The 19,963-nt window shown below is 54.6% G+C and carries 21 protein-coding genes; 18 read left to right on the forward strand and 3 right to left on the reverse strand.

What is annotated here, in order from left to right; all coding sequences use genetic code 11:
• Positions 1-47 precede the first annotated feature (47 nt).
• From hslU to ACWKV9_RS04285, 18 genes are all read left to right on the forward strand, one after another.
• Positions 48-1,379 (forward strand): ATP-dependent protease ATPase subunit HslU, encoded by a 1,332-nt coding sequence (gene hslU, locus ACWKV9_RS04200; RefSeq protein WP_483834840.1) that lies wholly within the window; start codon positions 48-50, stop codon positions 1,377-1,379.
• Between the two features lie 130 nt (positions 1,380-1,509).
• Positions 1,510-1,920, forward strand: a complete 411-nt coding sequence (locus tag ACWKV9_RS04205; protein WP_483834841.1) for a gamma-butyrobetaine hydroxylase family protein — start codon at positions 1,510-1,512, stop codon at positions 1,918-1,920.
• A gap of 319 nt (positions 1,921-2,239) precedes the next feature.
• Positions 2,240-3,919, forward strand: coding sequence for a class II poly(R)-hydroxyalkanoic acid synthase (gene phaC, locus ACWKV9_RS04210; RefSeq protein WP_483834842.1), 1,680 nt, complete (start codon positions 2,240-2,242; stop codon positions 3,917-3,919).
• Positions 3,920-4,095: 176 nt separating this feature from the next.
• Positions 4,096-4,950, forward strand: coding sequence for a poly(3-hydroxyalkanoate) depolymerase (phaZ, locus tag ACWKV9_RS04215; RefSeq protein WP_483834843.1), 855 nt, complete (start codon positions 4,096-4,098; stop codon positions 4,948-4,950).
• A 166-nt stretch (positions 4,951-5,116) separates the two neighbouring features.
• Complete coding sequence (phaC, locus tag ACWKV9_RS04220) at positions 5,117-6,799, forward strand: class II poly(R)-hydroxyalkanoic acid synthase (protein WP_483834844.1); 1,683 nt, start codon at positions 5,117-5,119, stop codon at positions 6,797-6,799.
• A gap of 156 nt (positions 6,800-6,955) precedes the next feature.
• Positions 6,956-7,570: a TetR/AcrR family transcriptional regulator gene (locus ACWKV9_RS04225; RefSeq protein ID WP_483834845.1), complete on the forward strand. Its 615-nt coding sequence runs from the start codon at positions 6,956-6,958 to the stop codon at positions 7,568-7,570.
• Positions 7,571-8,012: 442 nt separating this feature from the next.
• A complete protein-coding gene (locus ACWKV9_RS04230) occupies positions 8,013-8,789 on the forward strand; it encodes an ABC transporter permease (protein ID WP_483834846.1) in 777 nt (258 codons plus the stop codon).
• The gene (locus ACWKV9_RS04235) at positions 8,786-9,490 is read left to right on the forward strand and encodes an ABC transporter ATP-binding protein (protein WP_483834847.1); all 705 of its coding nucleotides are present in this window, start codon (positions 8,786-8,788) and stop codon (positions 9,488-9,490) included. The genes ACWKV9_RS04230 and ACWKV9_RS04235 overlap by 4 nt, the downstream gene beginning before the upstream one ends.
• A gap of 67 nt (positions 9,491-9,557) precedes the next feature.
• Positions 9,558-10,319: a glycosyltransferase family 2 protein gene (locus ACWKV9_RS04240; protein WP_483834848.1), complete on the forward strand. Its 762-nt coding sequence runs from the start codon at positions 9,558-9,560 to the stop codon at positions 10,317-10,319.
• Position 10,320: 1 nt separating this feature from the next.
• Positions 10,321-10,947, forward strand: coding sequence for a PI-PLC domain-containing protein (locus ACWKV9_RS04245; protein WP_483834849.1), 627 nt, complete (start codon positions 10,321-10,323; stop codon positions 10,945-10,947).
• Positions 10,944-11,585, forward strand: coding sequence for an HAD family hydrolase (locus ACWKV9_RS04250; protein ID WP_483834850.1), 642 nt, complete (start codon positions 10,944-10,946; stop codon positions 11,583-11,585). Before ACWKV9_RS04245 ends, ACWKV9_RS04250 begins: the two co-directional genes overlap by 4 nt.
• Positions 11,582-12,313, forward strand: a complete 732-nt coding sequence (locus ACWKV9_RS04255; RefSeq protein WP_483834851.1) for a glycosyltransferase family 2 protein — start codon at positions 11,582-11,584, stop codon at positions 12,311-12,313. The genes ACWKV9_RS04250 and ACWKV9_RS04255 overlap by 4 nt, the downstream gene beginning before the upstream one ends.
• Positions 12,310-12,630, forward strand: coding sequence for a hypothetical protein (locus ACWKV9_RS04260; protein ID WP_483834852.1), 321 nt, complete (start codon positions 12,310-12,312; stop codon positions 12,628-12,630). The genes ACWKV9_RS04255 and ACWKV9_RS04260 overlap by 4 nt, the downstream gene beginning before the upstream one ends.
• 3 nt (positions 12,631-12,633) lie before the next feature.
• Positions 12,634-14,409, forward strand: a complete 1,776-nt coding sequence (locus ACWKV9_RS04265; protein WP_483834853.1) for a hypothetical protein — start codon at positions 12,634-12,636, stop codon at positions 14,407-14,409.
• The gene (locus ACWKV9_RS04270; protein ID WP_483834854.1) at positions 14,406-15,008 is read left to right on the forward strand and encodes a hypothetical protein; all 603 of its coding nucleotides are present in this window, start codon (positions 14,406-14,408) and stop codon (positions 15,006-15,008) included. The genes ACWKV9_RS04265 and ACWKV9_RS04270 overlap by 4 nt, the downstream gene beginning before the upstream one ends.
• A 54-nt stretch (positions 15,009-15,062) precedes the next feature.
• Entirely contained in the window at positions 15,063-15,377 is a 315-nt protein-coding gene (locus tag ACWKV9_RS04275; protein WP_483834855.1) for a hypothetical protein, read from the forward strand.
• Positions 15,378-15,379: 2 nt separating this feature from the next.
• Entirely contained in the window at positions 15,380-16,870 is a 1,491-nt protein-coding gene (locus ACWKV9_RS04280) for a GMC oxidoreductase (RefSeq protein ID WP_483834856.1), read from the forward strand.
• Positions 16,871-16,875: 5 nt separating this feature from the next.
• The gene (locus ACWKV9_RS04285; protein ID WP_483834857.1) at positions 16,876-17,919 is read left to right on the forward strand and encodes a WavE lipopolysaccharide synthesis family protein; all 1,044 of its coding nucleotides are present in this window, start codon (positions 16,876-16,878) and stop codon (positions 17,917-17,919) included.
• Positions 17,920-17,992: 73 nt separating this feature from the next.
• Here ACWKV9_RS04285 and ACWKV9_RS04290 read toward each other — a convergent pair whose 3' ends face one another.
• From ACWKV9_RS04290 to ACWKV9_RS04300, 3 genes are all read right to left on the reverse strand, one after another.
• Positions 17,993-18,901 carry a phasin family protein gene (locus ACWKV9_RS04290; RefSeq protein WP_483834858.1) on the reverse strand — a complete coding sequence of 303 codons (909 nt, stop codon included), beginning with the start codon at positions 18,899-18,901 and terminating at the stop codon, positions 17,993-17,995.
• A gap of 10 nt (positions 18,902-18,911) precedes the next feature.
• Positions 18,912-19,334: a phasin family protein gene (locus ACWKV9_RS04295; RefSeq protein ID WP_483834859.1), complete on the reverse strand. Its 423-nt coding sequence runs from the start codon at positions 19,332-19,334 to the stop codon at positions 18,912-18,914.
• A gap of 213 nt (positions 19,335-19,547) precedes the next feature.
• Positions 19,548-19,826, reverse strand: a complete 279-nt coding sequence (locus ACWKV9_RS04300) for a polyhydroxyalkanoic acid system family protein (protein ID WP_483834860.1) — start codon at positions 19,824-19,826, stop codon at positions 19,548-19,550.
• Between the last annotated feature and the right edge of the window lie 137 nt (positions 19,827-19,963).

Raw genomic sequence — 19,963 nt, forward strand, 5'->3', positions numbered from 1 at the left:
AATCGCGGCCTGCCACAGCTGTTCGAGCCAGAGGACCGTTGAAAACCATGTCCATGACTCCCCGTGAAATCGTCCACGAACTTAACCGCCATATCATCGGCCAGGACGATGCCAAGCGCGCCGTCGCCATCGCGCTGCGTAATCGCTGGCGCCGGATGCAGCTGCCCGAAGAGCTGCGCGTTGAGGTCACCCCGAAGAACATCCTGATGATCGGCCCGACCGGTGTCGGCAAAACCGAAATCGCCCGTCGTCTGGCCAAGCTCGCCAACGCGCCGTTCATCAAAGTTGAAGCAACCAAGTTCACCGAAGTCGGCTACGTCGGCCGCGACGTCGAATCGATCATTCGTGATCTCGCTGACGCTGCCATGAAGCTGCTGCGCGAACAGGAAATGGTCAAAGTTCGCCACCGCGCTGAAGACGCCGCTGAAGATCGCATCCTCGATGCGCTGCTGCCACAAGCTCGCGGCTTCCAGGACGAAGCGTCGCCAAGTGATACCAACACTCGTCAGCTGTTCCGCAAACGTCTGCGCGAAGGTCAGCTGGACGACAAGGAAATCGAAATCGAAGTGGCTGAAATGGCCGGTGTCGATATCTCCGCGCCACCTGGCATGGAAGAGATGACCAATCAGCTACAAAGCTTGTTCGCCAACATGGGCAAGGGCAAGAAGAAGAGCCGTAAGCTGAAAGTCAAAGAGGCACTGAAGCTGGTTCGCGACGAGGAAGCGGGCCGTCTGGTCAACGACGAAGAACTCAAGGCGAAGGCGCTTGAAGCGGTCGAGCAGCACGGCATCGTGTTCATTGACGAAATCGACAAAGTCGCCAAGCGCGGCAATGTTGGTGGTGCTGATGTGTCCCGTGAAGGCGTACAGCGCGACTTGCTGCCGCTGATTGAAGGTTGCACCGTTAATACCAAGCTGGGCATGGTCAAAACCGACCACATCCTGTTCATCGCCTCCGGCGCGTTCCACCTGAGCAAGCCGAGCGACCTAGTGCCTGAGCTGCAAGGTCGTCTGCCGATTCGTGTCGAATTGAAGGCCCTGAGCCCGCAGGACTTCGAGCGCATTCTCAGCGAACCGCATGCCTCGCTCACCGAGCAGTATCGCGAGCTGCTGAAGACTGAAGGCCTGAACATCGAGTTCCTGCCTGAAGGCATCAAGCGTCTGGCCGAGATTGCCTGGCAGGTCAACGAGAAGACCGAGAACATTGGTGCACGTCGTTTGCATACGCTGCTTGAGCGTCTGCTCGAAGAGGTGTCCTTCAGTGCCGGCGACCTGGCCAGCGCGCAAGATGCCGAGACGATCAAGATCGACGCCGAATACGTCAACAGCCATCTGGGCGAGCTGGCGGCGGATGAAGATCTCTCCAGATACATCCTCTGAGCTGAGAGAGGAGCGATAGGCCCGTGGGAGGGAGCTTGCTCGCGATTGCAGTGGGTTAATCACTATTGCAGCGTCTGAAAAAACGCATCGCGAGCAAGCTCCCTCCCACAGTCATGTCATCTGCTAAATCATGAAACGACAACGGATTGCAGGTCACCCAGTGAAGTCCAAACTCCCCACCGCCATCCAGCTACACAAAGCCTCCAAAACCCTGACCCTGAAATACGGCCCGGAGGAGGAATACCACCTGCCCGCCGAATTCCTGCGGGTGCATTCGCCCTCGGCAGAAGTGCAAGGTCACGGCAATCCGATTCTGCAATTCGGCAAGCTGGGCGTCGGCCTGACAAGGGTAGAGCCGGCAGGTCAGTACGCACTGAAACTGACCTTCGACGACGGCCATGACAGCGGTTTGTTCACCTGGGAATACCTCTACCAACTGGCGCAACGCCAAGAGGCGCTGTGGGAGGATTACCTGACCGAATTAAAAACGGCTGGCAAAACCCGCGATCCTTCCGAGCAAGTCATCAAGCTAATGCTCTAGCCCGCCGCTTGGCGTTTTAGGACGCACTTTCTAATTTCCTCTGCTTCAATACTCCGCGCAGCGGCCAACGATTGGCCTGCTTGCGATTTTTTGAAATCTCGCGTAACCAATGATTCTGGCAAGTTCTCTGCATCGGAGTTTATGCAGTAGCTGCCGGTGCTCGCCGTTTCGTATCGCCTCACACGCAGGCCGGTCGTCGGCACGAGCACCTTCTGGAAGGTGTTAATCATCGGTCACCCGAGAAGCAGTACTGGCCTGTGCCTGTGTCGCTGATTCACAGGAAAGGCAGTACTCGTCTCAGGACAATGGAGCGTCGTAGATGAGTAACAAGAGTAACGATGACCTGCAGCGTCAAGCCTCCGAGCACACGCTGGGTTTGAACCCCGTCGTCGGTTTGCGTCGTAAGGATTTGCTCACCACGGCTCGCATGGTTTTGACTCAAGCCATCCGGCAGCCCATTCACAGCGCCAAGCACGTTGCCCACTTCGGGCTTGAACTTAAAAACGTGCTGCTCGGCAAATCCACCCTGGAACCTGGCAGTGACGACCGTCGCTTCGCTGATCCGGCATGGAGTCAGAACCCACTTTATCGTCGTTATCTGCAGACCTATCTGGCCTGGCGCAAAGAGCTGCACAGCTGGATCGATGACAGCAATCTCACTCCACAGGACATCAGCCGTGGTCATTTCGTCATCAACCTGATGACCGAAGCCATGTCCCCCACTAACGGCGCGGCTAATCCGGCGGCGGTAAAGCGCTTCTTTGAAACCGGAGGCAAGAGCGTCCTCGACGGTCTGTCGCATCTGGCCAAGGATCTGGTGAACAACGGCGGGATGCCGAGCCAGGTCAACATGGATGCCTTTGAAGTGGGCAAAAGTCTCGGCACGACTGAAGGCGCGGTGGTGTTTCGCAACGACGTGCTGGAATTGATTCAATACAAGCCGATCACCGAACAAGTGCACGAACGGCCGCTGCTGGTGGTACCGCCGCAGATCAACAAATTCTACGTATTCGATCTGAGTCAGGATAAAAGTCTGGCGCGCTTTTGCCTGCGCAACAACGTGCAGACCTTCATCATCAGTTGGCGCAACCCGACCAAGGCCCAGCGCGAGTGGGGCCTGTCGACGTACATTGATGCGGTGAAAGAGGCCGTGGACGTGGTCTGCGCGATCACCGGCAGCAAAGACATCAATATGCTCGGCGCCTGCTCCGGCGGTATTACCTGCACCGCGCTACTAGGCCATTACGCCGCGCTGGGCGAGCAGAAGGTCAATGCGCTGACCTTGCTGGTGAGCGTGCTAGACACGACGCTCGACAATGAAGTGGCGTTGTTTGTCGATGAGCAAACTCTGGAATCAGCCAAGCGTCATTCGTATCAAGCCGGGGTGCTGGAAGGCAAAGACATGGCCAAGGTCTTCGCCTGGATGCGCCCCAACGACCTGATCTGGAATTACTGGGTGAACAACTATCTGCTCGGCAACGAGCCGCCGGTGTTCGACATCCTGTTCTGGAACAACGACACCACTCGTCTGCCAGCGGCGTTTCATGGTGACCTGATCGAGATGTTCAAGAACAATCCGCTGGTTCGCGCCAACGCCCTGGAAGTCAGCGGCACCCCAATCGATCTGAAGCAGGTTAAAAGCGATGTCTTCTGCCTGGCGGGCACCAACGATCACATCACGCCTTGGGGCTCTTGCTACAAGTCAGCACGACTGTTCGGCGGAAAGACTGAATTTGTGCTGTCCAGTAGCGGCCATATTCAGAGCATTCTGAATCCACCAGGTAACCCAAAGTCGCGGTACATGACCAATCCGGATCTGCCGGCAGACGCCAGCAAATGGCAGGAAGACGCGACCAAACACACCGATTCCTGGTGGCTGCACTGGCAAAGCTGGCAGGCCGCGCGCTCGGGCAAATTGAAAAAGGCACCGGCGAATCTGGGTAACAAGGTTTACACGGCAGGCGAAGCATCGCCGGGGACGTATGTGCATGAAAGGTAGACAACCACTGTAGGAGCGCGCTTGCCCGCGATTGCGCCGTGTCAGTTTTATATGGGTTGACTGAACGAAAGCTTTCGCGGGCAAGCGCGCTCCTACAGGTGAACCGCGGCATCAAACACACGACCGGCAACGCGCAAAACAGCACCACCGGCGTTTTAACCCACAGGGCTTCGTGCATGCCGCAACCGTTTGTATTTCGCTCCATCGACCTGGACGGTCACACCATTCGCACGGCGGTGCGCACTGGCAAAAGCCATCTCACCCCGCTGCTGATCTTCAATGGCATCGGCGCCAACCTGGAGCTGGTGTTTCCGTTCGTCGACGCGCTGGACCCGGATCTGGAAGTCATCGCTTTCGACGTCCCAGGCGTTGGTGGTTCATCGACGCCTAGCCGCCCTTACCGCTTTCCCGGCCTGGCGAAACTGGCCGCGCGCATGCTCGACTATCTGGATTACGGCCAGGTCAACGTGATCGGAGTTTCCTGGGGCGGCGCGCTGGCCCAGCAATTTGCCTACGATTACCCCGAGCGCTGCAAAAAGCTGGTGCTCGCGGCCACGGCAGCCGGTGCGGTGATGGTGCCCGGCAAACCAAGAGTGCTGTGGTTGATGGCAAGTCCTCGCCGATATATTCAGCCGTCCCACGTGATTCGCATCGCGCCGGAAATATACGGAGGTGCGTTTCGGCGCGATCCCCATTTGGCCGCCAATCATGCCGCCAAGGTCCGCTCGTCCGGAAAGCTGGGTTACTACTGGCAACTGTTTGCGGGCATGGGATGGACCAGCATTCACTGGCTGCACAAGATCAGGCAGCCCACGCTGGTGCTGGCCGGTGACGACGACCCGCTCATCCCGCTGATCAATATGCGCCTTCTCGCTTGGCGGATACCCAATGCCCAGCTACACATAATCGACGACGGTCATTTGTTTCTGATTACCCGTGCCGAAGCGGTGGCGCCCATCATCATGAAATTTCTCCAGCAGGAACGGCAGCGCGCGGTGATGCATCCGCAGCCTTCGCCCCTCACCCGATAAGCCCAGGCTGAAGGTTTCAGGAGTCCGCTTTACTCACCAAACGTAGTTGCTTGACTGACTGCGCCATAGACCGGATGTCATGGCGCAGAGTGCGCAGTTCAGAAGTGAACGAGCCTGCGCAGGTGTAGGTGTAGGTGTTGATGGCCAGACGAAGGAGTGTTGAACCATGCGAGACAAAACAGCGAAGAATGCCGAGTCTACGCCAGCGACGTATATCAACGCGCAAAGTGCTATCACGGGCCTGCGCGGCAGCGACCTGTTTTCCACATTGCGCAATGTAGCGATGCAGGGCATCAAGCACCCCATTTACACCGCGCGCCATGCATTGACCCTCGGCGGTCAACTTGGCCGTGTGCTGCTCGGCGATATGCCGCACACACCCAATGCCCACGACAGTCGTTTCTCTGACCCCACCTGGACCCACAACCCGCTGTACCGACGCGGCTTGCAGGGATATCTGGTGTGGCAGCATCAAATTCGCAAGTGGATCGATGACAGCCAGCTGTCAGAGGACGACCGGGCTCGCGCGCACTTCATTTTTTCGTTGCTCAACGACGCCCTGTCGCCGACCAACACGCTGCTCAATCCCCTGGCCGTCAAGGAGCTGTTCAACTCTGGCGGCGCCAGCGTGGTCAAGGGCTTAAGTCATATGTTCGATGACTTGCTGCACAACAACGGCCTGCCCAGCCAAGTCACCAAGGATGCGTTCGAAGTCGGCAAAACCGTCGCGGTGACCCAGGGCTCGGTGGTGTTTCGCAACGAGCTGATGGAGTTGATCCAGTACAAGCCAATGAGCGAAAAGCAATACGCCCGGCCGATGCTGATCGTCCCGCCACAGATCAATAAGTTCTACATTTTCGATTTGAGCCCCACCAACAGCTTCGTCCAGTACGCTCTGAAAAACGGCCTGCAGACCTTCATCATCAGTTGGCGAAACCCTGACGTACGACATCGCGAATGGGGGCTTTCCAGTTATGTCGCCGCCACTGAAGAGGCGATGAATGTGTGCCGGGCCATCACCGGCGCGCGAGAGGTCAATCTGGTGGGTGCCTGCGCAGGAGGGCTGACGATCGCGGCACTCCAGGGGCATCTGCAGGCTAAACGGCAGATACGACGGGTATCGAGTGCGACTTACCTGGTGAGCCTGATGGACAGCCAGATCGAAAGCCCGGCGACGCTGTTTATCGATGAGCAAACCCTGGAAGCGGCGAAGCGGCGTTCGTATCAACGCGGTGTGCTGGACGGTCGCGACATGGCGAAGATATTTGCCTGGATGCGCCCCAACGATTTGATCTGGACCTACTGGATCAACAATTACCTGTTAGGCAAAGCGCCGCCGCCTTTCGATATCTTGTACTGGAATAACGACAGCACGCGGCTGCCTGCGGCATTCCATGGCGATTTGCTGGACTTCTTCAAGCACAACCCGCTGAGCCATCCCGGTGGTCTTGAGGTGTGCGGCACGCCGGTTGATCTGCAGAAGGTGACAGTGGACAGTTTCAGCGTTGGCGGCCAGAACGATCACATCACGCCGTGGGATGTGGTCTATCGCTCGACCTTGCTATTGGGTGGCGAACGGCGGTTTCTGCTGTCCAACAGCGGTCATGTGCAGAGCATTCTGTGCCCGCCAGGCAACCCGAAAGCGAGCTACGTCGAGAACGGTAAACTCAGCGGCGACCCGCGCGCCTGGTATTACGACGCGCAACGCACGGAGGGCAGTTGGTGGCCAACCTGGCTGAGCTGGATACAGGAACGCTCAGGCGCGCAAAAACAAACCCTGACGGTGCTGGGGAACCAGAATTACCCGCCGATGGAGGCCGCGCCGGGGACATATGTGCGGGTGCGTTGATTATCGCGCCCAAGTCGAACTAGATGGCGTTGCTGGTGACGTCTTCGCGGACAGGTTCGCTCCCACAGGATGGATGCAATACCGTGGGAGCGGACCTGTCCGCGAAGACGCCTGATCAGCCGACGCATCCTTTTGAACCTTGTACAAGAAGACTGGATGAAAACCCGCGACCGGATTCTCGAATGTGCCCTGCAACTGTTCAATCAGCAGGGAGAGCCTAATGTTTCGACGCTGGAAATTGCCAACGAACTGGACATCAGCCCAGGCAATCTCTACTACCACTTTCACGGCAAGGAGCCGGTAGTACTGGAGTTGTTCGAGCGCTTTCAGGCCGAACTGGCGCCACTGCTCGACCCGCCCGCCGACGCACGACTGGACGCCGAGGATTACTGGCTGTTCCTGCACCTGATCGTTGAGCGGCTTGCGCATTACCGCTTCCTGTTTCAGGACCTGTCGAACCTCGCCGGACGCCTGCCGAAACTGGCTCGCGGCATCCGCAATCTGCTCAACGCCATCAAGCGCACCCTCGCCTCGCTACTTGCTCGCTTGAAAGCCGAAGGACAAGTGGTCAGCGACACTCAAGCGCTGGGGCAACTGGTGGAGCAGATCACCATGACGCTACTGTTCTCACTGGACTACCAACGCATTCTCGACCGCGAAGGCGAAGTGCGGGTGGTGGTCTACCAGATCATGATGCTGGTCGCGCCGCACCTGACGCCTGGGTCAAAGCAGGCGGCAGAGAGGTTGGCGCTGCATTATCTGGAGGAATGAACTGACCAGGCGAGTGCGTTCCAGGCTGTGGCTACTCATGCCTGCAAGCCCCTGAACCAACGGCTGACCGGAATGGCGTCCTTGGGCAGCGAATAAGGAAAGTTGACCACTGACGCGTAAGAGATCTCCACCACCCACCGGCGCAATGCCCATCCTTCCGACGTTTCCCGCGCACAACAGATACGGACGATGGGTAACAATATATTTGGTTTGAGGATATTTCCTACAATCATTGCGGACGTGTCCGGCAGGCGCCTCATATAAAAAAGTAGACCATTCTCGCTCGAATCGGGGGGCGCAAACCTTGACTTCTTAACCTTCTTGCAACTCTGGGAAAACTTCAACCAGCGCAGCACGGTAAAACTCAGCGCGCCCGGAACATTTTTTATTACCTGCCGCGCTTTTTTTGGCGTTGGTCACCGCGTGTTAACTGGACAAAACCATGTCGTCTTCCCAGATCCTGAGCGCTATCAAATGGCGTGATTTAGTATTGAACCTCGTCATGAAGGAAATGAAAATTCGCTATATGGGAGCAATGCTGGGATTTGTCTGGTCGCTAGGCAATCCTTTGGTGGTGACACTGACCTATTACGTTGTATTCACCTATATCATGCCGAACAATCAAGACCGGTTCGCACTTCATCTTGTTACAGGCGTGGTGCATTGGATGTTGCTTGCACAGGCACTATCGCAAAGCTCCGAGTGGTTGATTGGTAATAGCAACCTGATCCGCAAGATGCGTTTTCCCCATATATTGTTACCCCTGTCTTGCGCAATCACCGTATTGATACTCTGGGCGGGCGCGATGTTGATATATGCAGGCCTGTTTGCTTTCCTCGGCGGCGTGCTTACAAAGGCATTTCTTTGGTATCCGATTATTCTTATTTCCTTCATAGCATTGGTGATGGGGGCCGGGTTGACGCTGAGCGTTTTACAGATAACCGTCCGCGATGCAAAACACTTTACTGATGTATGTGTTCCATTACTTTTCTGGCTGACACCCATTGTCTGGATGACTTCATCAGTGCCAGCTCCCATCGCCAAGATAGTTTCCTTTAACCCCCTGACCCCTTTCTTCAACAGTTTCAACGATATTTTGCACAGTGGTATAACTCCGGCCCTCAGCACCGTGGCTCTTTGTCTCGCGCTCGGTGCAATATCGATGTTTACAGGACTTACTGTGTTCAAGCGACTTGAGACCCGGGTGGAATTATTATGACCGACGTCGTGATTCGCGCCGAAAAACTTTCCAAGGTTTTCAAGCCTCATGATAGCCGAGACGGCCTAAAGAAACGCTTCCTGGGTATCTTCGACGCAAGCCCCCCCAAGCGGCTTGAGCCATTCAAAGCGGTCAATGACGTCTCACTCACGCTGAATAAAGGCGAGTCCCTGGCACTCTTGGGACACAACGGCTCTGGAAAAAGCACCCTGCTGCAACTCCTTTCCGGCATTTATGCGCCCTCCAGCGGAAGACTTTTTACTTCGGGCCGTGTAGCGCCGCTGATTGAGTTGGGCGTGGGATTCCATCATGAGCTGACCGGCGAAGAGAACATTTATCTGAATGCAAGTTTGTTCGGCATGACTAACAAGGAAACTCGGGCGAAATTCAACGACATCGTCGACTTTTCCGGACTGGGAGACTTCATCCACTCTCCAGTGAAAACTTACTCCTCCGGCATGTACATGAAGCTTGGGTTTTCAGTGGCTGTCCATGTAGAACCACAAATCTTATTGGCGGATGAAGTGCTGGCTGTGGGTGACCAAGACTTTAAACAAAAATGCCACCAGCGCATCCGAGACATGCAAAGTGAGGGTATGGCATTGATCCTGGTGACTCACGCTGAAGACGACGCCAAAAGCTTCTGCCAGCGCTACATGAAACTTGAGAAGGGCCAAATCATCGAGCAGGGCAATTTTTGATTCGGTTCAAACTTGAAATTTACTGTTCCTTTTAACCTGTAAGGGCACCCTTACAAAGGTCATTTCAATGCTACAGATTATTATTCCGATGGCCGGAGCCGGCAGTCGTTTCGCAGTTGCTGGTTATACAGATCCAAAACCATTGATTCCGGTGCATGACGTTCCGATGATCAAAGTTGTGATCGACAACTTGACGCCAACGCGCCAGCACAAATTTATTTTTATTTGTCAGGCCGAACATGTCGCAGCGTACGGACTAACAGAAAAACTCCGTCGCTGGGCACCGAATTGCGAAATCGTTGAAATCAATGGCCTCACTGAAGGGGCTGCATGCACTGTGTATGCAGCTAAAGACCTGATCAACCCGAACTACCCGGTGATGATTGCCAACAGCGATCAATACGTGGACGTGGATATCAATGCCTATCTGCAAATGATGGACGAGGCCGATACAGACGGCCTGATCATGACGATGACGGCTAACGATCCCAAGTGGTCGTTCATCAGTTTCAATGACATGGGCCGGATTAACCGTGTGGTCGAGAAGGAAGTGGTCTCCGACGAAGCAACCGTCGGTATCTACAACTTTCGTTCCGGTAGCCAATTGATATCTGCCTTTGAAGAGATGTTCCGAAAAAACCTTCGCACCAATGGTGAGTTCTATGTGGCCCCGGCCTACAACGAAATCATTGGCCAAGGCGCCCATATCATCCACTACAGCATTGGCTCAGAAGGCCACGGCATGTATGGATTGGGCATCCCGGCGGATTTGCAGCTGTTTCTTTCGCTACCCATAAGCTGGCAAGCCACATCGATCATGGGCGCCTGATATGAAGATTCTTAGTCACCGCGGCTACTGGCTGCAAACGTCAGAACGAAATCAACCCGAAGCCTTCCATCGATCTTTCGATCTGGGTTTCGGGACCGAAACAGACGTGCGCGACATGAAAGGTCAGATTGTGATTTCTCACGATATGCCCGTTGGCAACGAACTGACTCTGGATGGCCTGCTGGACATCATGGCCGGTCGCAATCTGCCGCTCGCAATAAACGTAAAAGCTGATGGCTTGACCTTGGCCCTCAAGGCGAAGTTCGCCGAGTACGGCCATACCAACTGGTTCGCTTTCGACATGGCGATTCCGGATATGCGCGGCTATCTGCAGAACGAGATCGCGACCTACACCCGCTTGAGCGAGGTGGAACAGTCACCCGCATGGATCGAACAGGCGACAGGCGTCTGGCTCGATGGCTTTGAAGGAGAGTGGTTCTCCAACGACGTCATCAGCAACCTCCTGGATCGTGCCAAGCAGGTTTGCGTGGTCTCCTCTGAGCTACACGGTCGGCCCCATAAATCTCTATGGCATCAGCTATCGCAACTTAAATGCGCTGAAAACCTGACGCTTTGCACTGACCTGCCAGAAGCCGCCTCTGATTTCTTTCGTGTGAATCCATCATGATCAAAGCAGTAATTTTCGACATGGACGGCGTCCTCATCGAGGCCAAGGAATGGCATTACGACGCACTGAACAAATCACTCAGCCTGTTCGGTTATCACATTAGCCGCCATGAGCATCTGACTGCCTATGACGGGCTTCCGACCTCCCGGAAGCTGGACATGTTAAGTGTTGAACGCGACCTGCCCGTAGCACTGCACGCGTTCATCAATGAGATGAAACAGGTTTACACGATGGAAATCGTGTATGCCCAGTGCAAACCTACTTTTGTCCACCAGTATGCGCTGTCGACGCTGAAGAGGCAGGGTTACAAATTGGCGGTAGCCTCTAACTCGATACGCAACACCGTGCAGGTAATGATGGACAAGGCAAATCTTGACCAATACCTGGACTTACAACTCTCCAACGAAGATGTATTGCAACCCAAACCGGCCCCGGACATTTACCTCAAAGCGATCAGGGATTTAGGTTTGAGGCCTGATGAGTGCCTTATCGTTGAAGACAACGAGAACGGCATCAGGGCTGCGAAGGCTTCCGGTGCGCACGTATTAGTCGTATCGGAAACCAGCGACGTTAACTTCGATAACATTTTCAAAAAAATTGAAGAAGTTGATTTCAATTTTCCTCAGGTGGCTCCTTGAACGCGCTGAATATTGTCTTGCTGGCAGGAAAAAGGGGGCAGGCTCAGCTCACCGACGGCGAATACCCTGAATACCTGTCAGATCTCAACGGCAAACCGTTGATTCATTCGCTGATTGATAATTGTGCGTCGCTGAGTCCAGACAAGATTATCTGCGTGCTCCCAAAAGACGACATCACCAGGCTGCACCTGCGCAACATGGTTCAGCAAATGCACCCCGCGGCGATCGTTCTTCCCGCCTACCAGGAAACCAAAGGTGCCGCATGCACGACACTTCTGGCGAGTGAGCAAATCGATAACGATGGTGAACTGCTGATTCTCAACACCAGCGACGTTCTGGACATAGACCTCGCGGAAGCGGTTCAGACGTTCAGGGACAGCGCCGGGGATGCAGGTGTCGTCATATTCAAATCCTTGCACCCGCGATATTCATTCGTACGCCTGGATAGTGAAGGTCGAGTGATTGAAGCTGCCGAGAAAAACCCGATCAGTCCCCACGCGATCGCTGGCGTTTACTGGTTCCGCAGCGGCTCGCTATTCGTCTCTGCAGCTAAGGAAATGATTCGAAAAGATGCCCGGGTCAATGACAAGTTCTTCATCTCGCCATCACTAAATGAATTGGTGTTGCAGCACAAAAAAATCAACGCTTATCGTATTGATCCAACACAGTACCGCCCGCTGAAAACACGAAGCCAACTGCAGGCATTCGAGGCAGGGTCTAACCAATGAAAACTTCAGTACTCAGGGACATGGTCAAAGGCTGGTTCGTCGGCGGGTTTGAGCCTAATGCCTTCAAAACAGATAGCTGTGAAGTGGGTGTCAAGCAATACAAGGCTGGTGACAAGGAAGCTGCGCACTACCACAAGATCGCAACCGAAATCACCGTGCTGCTTTCAGGATCGGTAAGCATGTGTGATCAAGTCTGGGCCGAAGGAGACATCATTGTTCTTGAGCCCGGTGACGTCACTGCCTTTGAAGCATTGACCGATGCAGTGACAATCGTTGTGAAAGTACCCGGCGCCCTTAATGATAAATACGTTGTCTGACACATGAAAAACACACGGCTAATACACCATCGACGTCTTGGATACCCCGCTGCGGCGAACTTGCGTCCGCTCCCCGCAAATATCCCGTTGTCACACGACTGCTCAAACGTAGTGTCTTTTCGCCCCTCGCCTTTTCGAGCGGCCGATACGATCGTGAAAAACCTGCATGCGGCTCGGAGACCGTTACACATCCATACCGGTGGATCGTGCTGCTTTTATGGCGTTCAGAATGACTCCCCACTTGCTCCACTGCTGCTGTGGGATGCAGCACACTTTCTGGACGTCGGTGAGAAAATCACCATCATCGAAGACGTGCCGGTTAAGTGCTATCTGGATCGCGATTATTTCACCACATCGTTCAAGGCAATCGCACGCTCATCGACGGCGGTGACGTACGAAAAAGTATCAGCCCTGCCCGCTGAGTCCGACGACGATCTCGACAGTTGGACTTTTGGCATTCCGGTGGGCCCGGAAGACGCCACCGTCCTGAACGCAGTGGTTAAGCGCATCCTGGAGATTGACATCCCCAACAAAGAGATACTCCTGTGTGGCACTCCAGGAGATAACTTCGCTTACTTCAACGAAGTGCGCATTGTTGGCGGAGATATAACGGCGCCACCCGTGCAGATCTGCAAGAAGAAGAACCGTCTCGCGCTGGAAGCAAAGTATAAAAACCTCGTGATACTCCACGACCGAGTTTTTCTGCCCAGTCACTTTGGGGACATGGTCCGACGTTTCGGCCCCCGCTACCCGCTGATGACGCTTCAGAGCATGTTTTTCGACAATCGTTTAAGCATGCATCCACGCCGTTACTCGGATTACGGCATGGCCATGGGCGAGATTGCCCAAGGTTTACAAGGGCTTCATCGCAGCTCTGGTAGCGCGGTGACCATCGCACCGACAATCTTTCCCGAAATTGATCGCAGTGCGCTGCGCTTCGGCAACGCAATGCGGTACAACGAAGACGCCAGCTACCCCACTGGCAGCCTCTACATTTGCCGCAAAGAGGTATGGAGTCACTATTCGTTGGATGAGTCTCTGCTGTGGGTTGAATATGAAGACATCGAACACGGATTACGCGCCTCGAAAGCAGGCGTTCCAACGCGGATAAATCCGTTTGGGATAACCCAATCAATTACCTCAAGGCCCCTGTTGGGTACGCCGACACCGGTAGAGTCGATCAGGGGAGGCCTTGCGAGAACCGGGCCGAACTATCTGTCGATGCTGAATAAGAAACCTCTGATCCGGATGTCAGCTGAGTCCGCTTTGGCAAAGCTGCATCAATTTGGCGAAAAGTACCTCGTTAACCCCTCAGCCTTTTCTATTCCTACAGGTTTGAGCCGCATCAGCGTGCGAGCCTGGGTAGAACTGATCGACGATGTCATTCAGCGATCAACGTTCCGCAATGATATTGATTGCGTCCGAGAGTTCATCAGCGACTTCGAGAAAATGGTGCTGCTAGATCAACTGACGAACACCCGCCAAGAGTATTTACTGCAGCGCTTCCTGCTTGATCCGGTAATGACCAAAAAGACGTTGATCAGCCACAGCGAGGAGATCCGTAACATGCTGCGACAGCGCACCCTGCAGACGTGGTATGTCACAGATCCCAAGGATTTCTTTCACCACAACGTACTTTCATTACCAGGAATTCTGATTTCGGCGATTCGTGCCTATGGAGACAGGCGTGGAGTTTTCTACTTCGAAAGTTTTAGTGCAGCTATACGGGCGATCTACCACTCAACCCCGTTCAGGTCCTGTATGAAGGTACGCCCGTGAACATCTTTGTCGCTTCTCAGCAGTGCCCAAAAGTTGATAGTCAGCAGCTCATCAGCGAGCTCTCTCGCATTCATATCGAGTGCAGGAAAACTGTGCCTGTTGTTTTAGTGGACGACCGCTATAACCTGGCCCAACTACCAGCCGGTCGGCGTCCGACGGATCACACGCTGATTCATCTGCAAGAAATGCTCAATGACATGACTCAAACCATTGATCCCAACAAAGTGGCTCAGCGCATGAGCCGAGTGGACAGTCACTGGGTGATCATTGAGTTGGGTCAGCACGATCAGCTGACCTGCGCCGACTTCGTGCGCAATCTCTCCCACTATCACTACCTCAACCCATCCGTTGACTACCACAACCTCGTTTTTATGGCGCCGGTCGTTTATCTCAGCACCTTGTCACGACTTATCAATGAGTCCTTCAACAATCAACCGGCAAGCGGCGACACACTGGCTCTATCAAGTGAAATCGGAAAGCTGTTCGTGATCATGCTGCTGGAAAAAGCGTTCATTGGAGTTCCGTTGCTCGCCGGACTTTTAAGAGGATTTCGCCAAGTTGTTGCGCTCATCTTCCGACGCATTGCGAAAGCCCGCTAAAACAAATTTCAAGTATTTCCAGTCCAGCAAACCCATCTACACAGAGGTATTTCTTTGCAACGCAGAACATTTGTATCCGGCCTGTTGCTTGTCAGCGGTAGCGGCATAGCTGGGCACGGCCTGACGATGCTGGCGAGGAATACTTCTGAACGTAGCCAAGACCCCAAGCTTTTTGCGTCAGCCATGAAGGGCGTCAATCTCGGCGGGATCTCGAACGAATTGTTGCTGAAGCTTTTCTCGCGTCAGCTAACCGAGCAGGACCGCCAGGCGTTTCACGCAGAAGTGGTCAATTACAACCGCAACCTTTTCATCGTTGACGCCCACTCCAAACGACACGGAGTACCTGGCTTCTACCGAGTAACAGAGTAATTATGTTCATCGATACATTAATCATCGGGAATGGATTTGCTGGCAGAACGGTTGCTGGCCCATTGAGTGCGGACTGCCTGATTGTCGAGCGTGGCGAGAAATTCAACATTTTCGAACGCCGTGAGCGCTTCATGACCATGGAAAAAACCGAGAGTCATCACAGCCTCATACGTCGCGCTTACGAATCCAGGCATGCGTTCAATACTCCCGAGCAAATCCCAGAAGACTGTGCTTCCGAATACATTCTGGTGGACGGTGGCTGCTCGAATCATTGGGGTGGACTGAGCTTTCGCCTGTCTGAGAAGGTATTTGCAAATGACAGCACTCAGTTTCCTTGGCCATTCTCTTACCAAGACATCCAGCCGTTCTACAACACCGCCGAGAAACTGCTGCGAATCAGCGCCGATCCAAAAGACCCGGAAAGCCGCCATTCAACCGCAGCAATCAAAGGTGCCACAACATGGCACCAGGCGCTGGAGCCCTATTTCCCCGCAGCCTATATCGGTGCGCAGGCCCACAACCTTTCAAACGACGGAGCTGACGGACAAGGGCATTGTGCGGGCGCAGGAGACTGCGAGCTTTGCCCCATGGATGCGAAAACGCGCGCCCAGCACATCAGGGGCAATACGTCGGTCATGAACGGCGTGATGGTCGACCGATTGCGTTTTGAGAATGGCAACGCTGTGGAGGCAATCTGCACAACTGAGAACGGGCCGATGACCATCGGTTTTAATCGCGTGATCGTAGCGGCGCACGGCGTCGAGTCGTTGAAGCTGTTGTGCAAGAGCAATCTGCCGATCAGTACCCCCAAACACTTAATGGGCCACCACTATCAGGACCATGCTGTCGCCGAGTTGGCCTGCGTTTTACCGGGGACGACAGTGCCTTTCTTTCAGGTGAATACGGCAGCGCAGGTAGTTATTCCCGAGTTGTGCGGTGAGCACGACGGTATCGAGTACACCACGCTGGGCCTGATGACACCTTCAGATGAAGCCGTTTTAGCCAGCGCTTTGGACATCGACAAACTCAACGAGTGGAAAACAGAAGAAGCCATCCGTGAACTGGGCTCGACGCTGAACCTGTTCGTGCTGCTCGAAATTCCACCGGAGTGGGACGTTAACCTGACTTTCAAGGACGAAAAAGTCTCGATGGACACCACGGGTTACCACCAAAACAAAATTCGCTATAACCAAATCATTGCCGACATCTACGCAAAGCTTGAAAAGCTTGGGGCTAAACCGCTGCGTGCTGTCGAGCGCAAACACTACATGAATGCATTTGGGACGCACCATCTGGTCGGGATGCTTGGCATGGGCAATGGGCCCAATGCCGTTGTCGGTCCAGACTTCAAACTGAAGGGCACAGACAACGTATTCGTCGCCGGTGCAGCCTTGTTCCCGCGCTGCGGTTCGCGTAACCCGACCGTCACCGTCGTCGCCCTGAGTTTGATGCTCGCTGAGAAGCTCAACAATCAAATAACCACTAGGGCCTGAACACCATGCGTGCTCTTACCCGAGTTGACTCCGGAAAAATAAGTGTCGTCATTCAAGGGCCTTTGTTTCGCACGCTAAGTCCCGAGCGTAATATTTTCGCCTGCATCGCGTCAGTCAAAAAGCATCTTCCGGACGCTGAGATAATCGTGTCGACCTGGAAACATGAGGACATCTCGCAAGTCCATGCGGATCAGATCATCTTGCTGGATGATCCTGGCTGCCTGCTCGACGACGCTGGCAACCAGATCAACACGAATCGCATGCTCCACTCGACCTGGGCCGGCATCCAGGCGTCTAAACGAGCTTACGTCATGAAGCTACGCGCAGATCACAACCTCACAAGCGCCGCCCTTGCCGTGATCGGTGAACCTGAAGAGACAGCGCCAGACGATACGAAGCTCTTCGAAACACCGATCACTCTTACCACGTTGTATCTGCGCAACCCGGAACGGATGCCCATGCTGTTTCATGTGTCAGACCTGGTTCAGTTTGGCACCCGTGAAGCCATGATCACGCTATGGAACCAGCCTTTACTCAGTCGAGAAGACATCTTCAATGGAAGACCTTCACGCAATCCGTTCGGAAGCTTCAACGGGTTTTCGTCAGTGCGAGTGGTCGCCGAGCAATCACTCATGCTTGGCGCACTGCGCACTCAGGGTATCAATGTAAACCTCAGATACCCTTGCGACGTCCGGATGGACAATCTGAAGTTGTGGGACTGCGTTTTGAGGTGCAACTTCAGGGTCTTGAACTGCCATCAGGCTGGCGTGGATTTCCCTGAGCGCTTTCTGACCACGGGATTTGCGCTGGCCACGCTTTACACCGCGAAGGAGGTTGAACAGTTGTCTGAGCTTAGTCTTCGGGAATACAGACTCCGAATAGTGCGTATTTGGCTCAATCAATACGTATGGAGCTGTTTGCGACCTGCGTGGTGGATCTCGCTGGCCGCAATCGTGCTCTTTAGCGCCTCCCCCGCGTTTGGTAAAGCGGTACGCTCCCAATGGAGGAAGCTAAGAAAGGTCACTCACGCAGACTCGTATCGCACCTAGCACTGGCCTCAGAAAAGCAAACAAAAACCCGACCTGCTTTCACAGACCGGGTTTTGTTGTTTCCAGCCTGTGATCAGGACTGGCTGGCAGGTGTCGACGCGGTGGATGCATTCGCCGAGTTGGCTGCCGGAGCGCTTGGTGCAGGGGTAGCCGCCGCTGTGTTTGCCGTTGAAGCCTGGCTGGTGGCGGCCGGTTTCGCGGCGGCGGCTGGCTTGGGTGCAGCAGGTTTTTTCGCCGCAGGTTTCTTGGCTGCTGCGGGTTTGGCCGCTGGTTTTGCAGCGACCGGCTTGGCGGCGGGTTTGGCCGCAGCAGCCGGTTTGGCTGCTGGTTTCGCCGCAGGCTTCGGAGCAGGTTTTGCCGCCACCGATTTGGCTTTCGTTGCAGTAGACGCGGCCGCCTTGGACGCTGCAGCCACCGGCTTGGTCGCAGCTTTCGCAACCGCAGGTTTAGCCGCTGCCGTCTTGCTTGCGACTTTATTGGCTGCCTTGGCAACAGGCTTGGCGGCGGCTTTGGCCAGCGGCTTGGCAGCTGGTTTGGCCGCGGGTTTTGTAGCTGCGGTTTTCGAGATCGGAGTCACCGAAGACCCGGTCAGTTTCTCGATCTGCTTGGTCAGCAAATCGACTTTGCCGTGCAGCGCTTTGACTTCGTTGCGGCTTGGAACGCCCAACCGGGAGATCGCACTGTTCAGACGCTTGTCGAAAGCTCCTTCCAGCTCGCCCCATTTACCCAACGCCAGATCTTTCACATCGCCGACGCGGGATTTGGTGCCGGCCTTGGCCGTGTCGACCTGTTTCTCGACGACTGTCTTGGTCTGTTTCTCGGCTTTCTCGCCGTCTTTGACCAATGTTTCGAACAGCTTACTGCCGTCATTGCTGATCTTCGAGTAAGCGCCTAAACCAGCCAGCCAGATTTGGCGCGAGTATTTCTCAACCTCGCCAATCCAGGAGCTGCCTTCTTTTTCGGTTTTCTTTTTGCCAGCCATCCCGCTCTCCTTATTGTTTACGCGCGACACGTTCGAGCAATGCCGTCAGCTCATCGAGCTTAGCAGAGAGTGTCTCAACATCATGTTTAGACGGAATGCCAATGCGATTCAAGGCGCTGGCGACACGTCGGTCGAACGCACTCTCGATTTTATCGAACTGAACTTCGACGCGGCCCTTCACTTTGGTGACATCGTCTTTGACCGAATCGATCTCGCTATTGGCGGCATCGACTTTTTCATCGATGACTTTTTTAGCTTTCTTCTCGGTCTGTTCTCCGGTCTTAATCAGCTCTTTGACGTACTCGGCGCCTTCCTGGCCAGCCTTGACGTAAGCGCCCAGACCCGCGAGCCAGATTTTGCGCGCGTAGAGACGCACTTCAGAAAAGCTATGCGTCTCTTCGGCTTTGATTTTCTTCAAAGTAACTTTGGCCATGGTGCACCTCACGCTCGAAAGGGATAGGAGATACCGCCCCGGGGTGTGGGGCATGGGCACAAAGTAGAGAGAAAAATTAGAAAGCTCACCCTAGGGATGGGTGGCTGTGAAAAATCCAGATCTGTAGGAGCCAACTTGTTGGCGAGAAGGTGGATGCGGTGTGTCAGGTACGCCGCCTCGCGAACAAGTTCGTTCCTACAGGGGGGCCGTTGCTCAGGCGGTCAGCACTTTATCCAGCTGCTTCTCGACCTCTGACTTGATCGAGCCACTCATGGCGGACAGAAAGAAATTCAGTTCTATGTTTACGCGCACCAGATCATCCTCAACATCGACCGTGCCTTTGGCGCCCTTGCCTTCCAGCGCGACTGTGTCGCCGTCCCACTCATGGGCGATACCGTATTTGTCCGACAGCTTTTGCAACATGACCTCAGCCTTTTCCCGGGCGTTTTCCTTGCCCAGGGAATGAGCGCGTTCAACGGTAATTCGGGCCATTCAAAGACTCCTTCATCAAGGGGTAAATCGTGGGCGCACTATAACAGCGGGTCACAGCGAAGAAACTGTTGGCGGCAAGCCTTGTCAAGACAAAGCCAGCCCCGGCGATTAGAATGGCCGCACTTTATTCCGGTGAC

The organism is Pseudomonas corni, assembly GCF_057128765.1.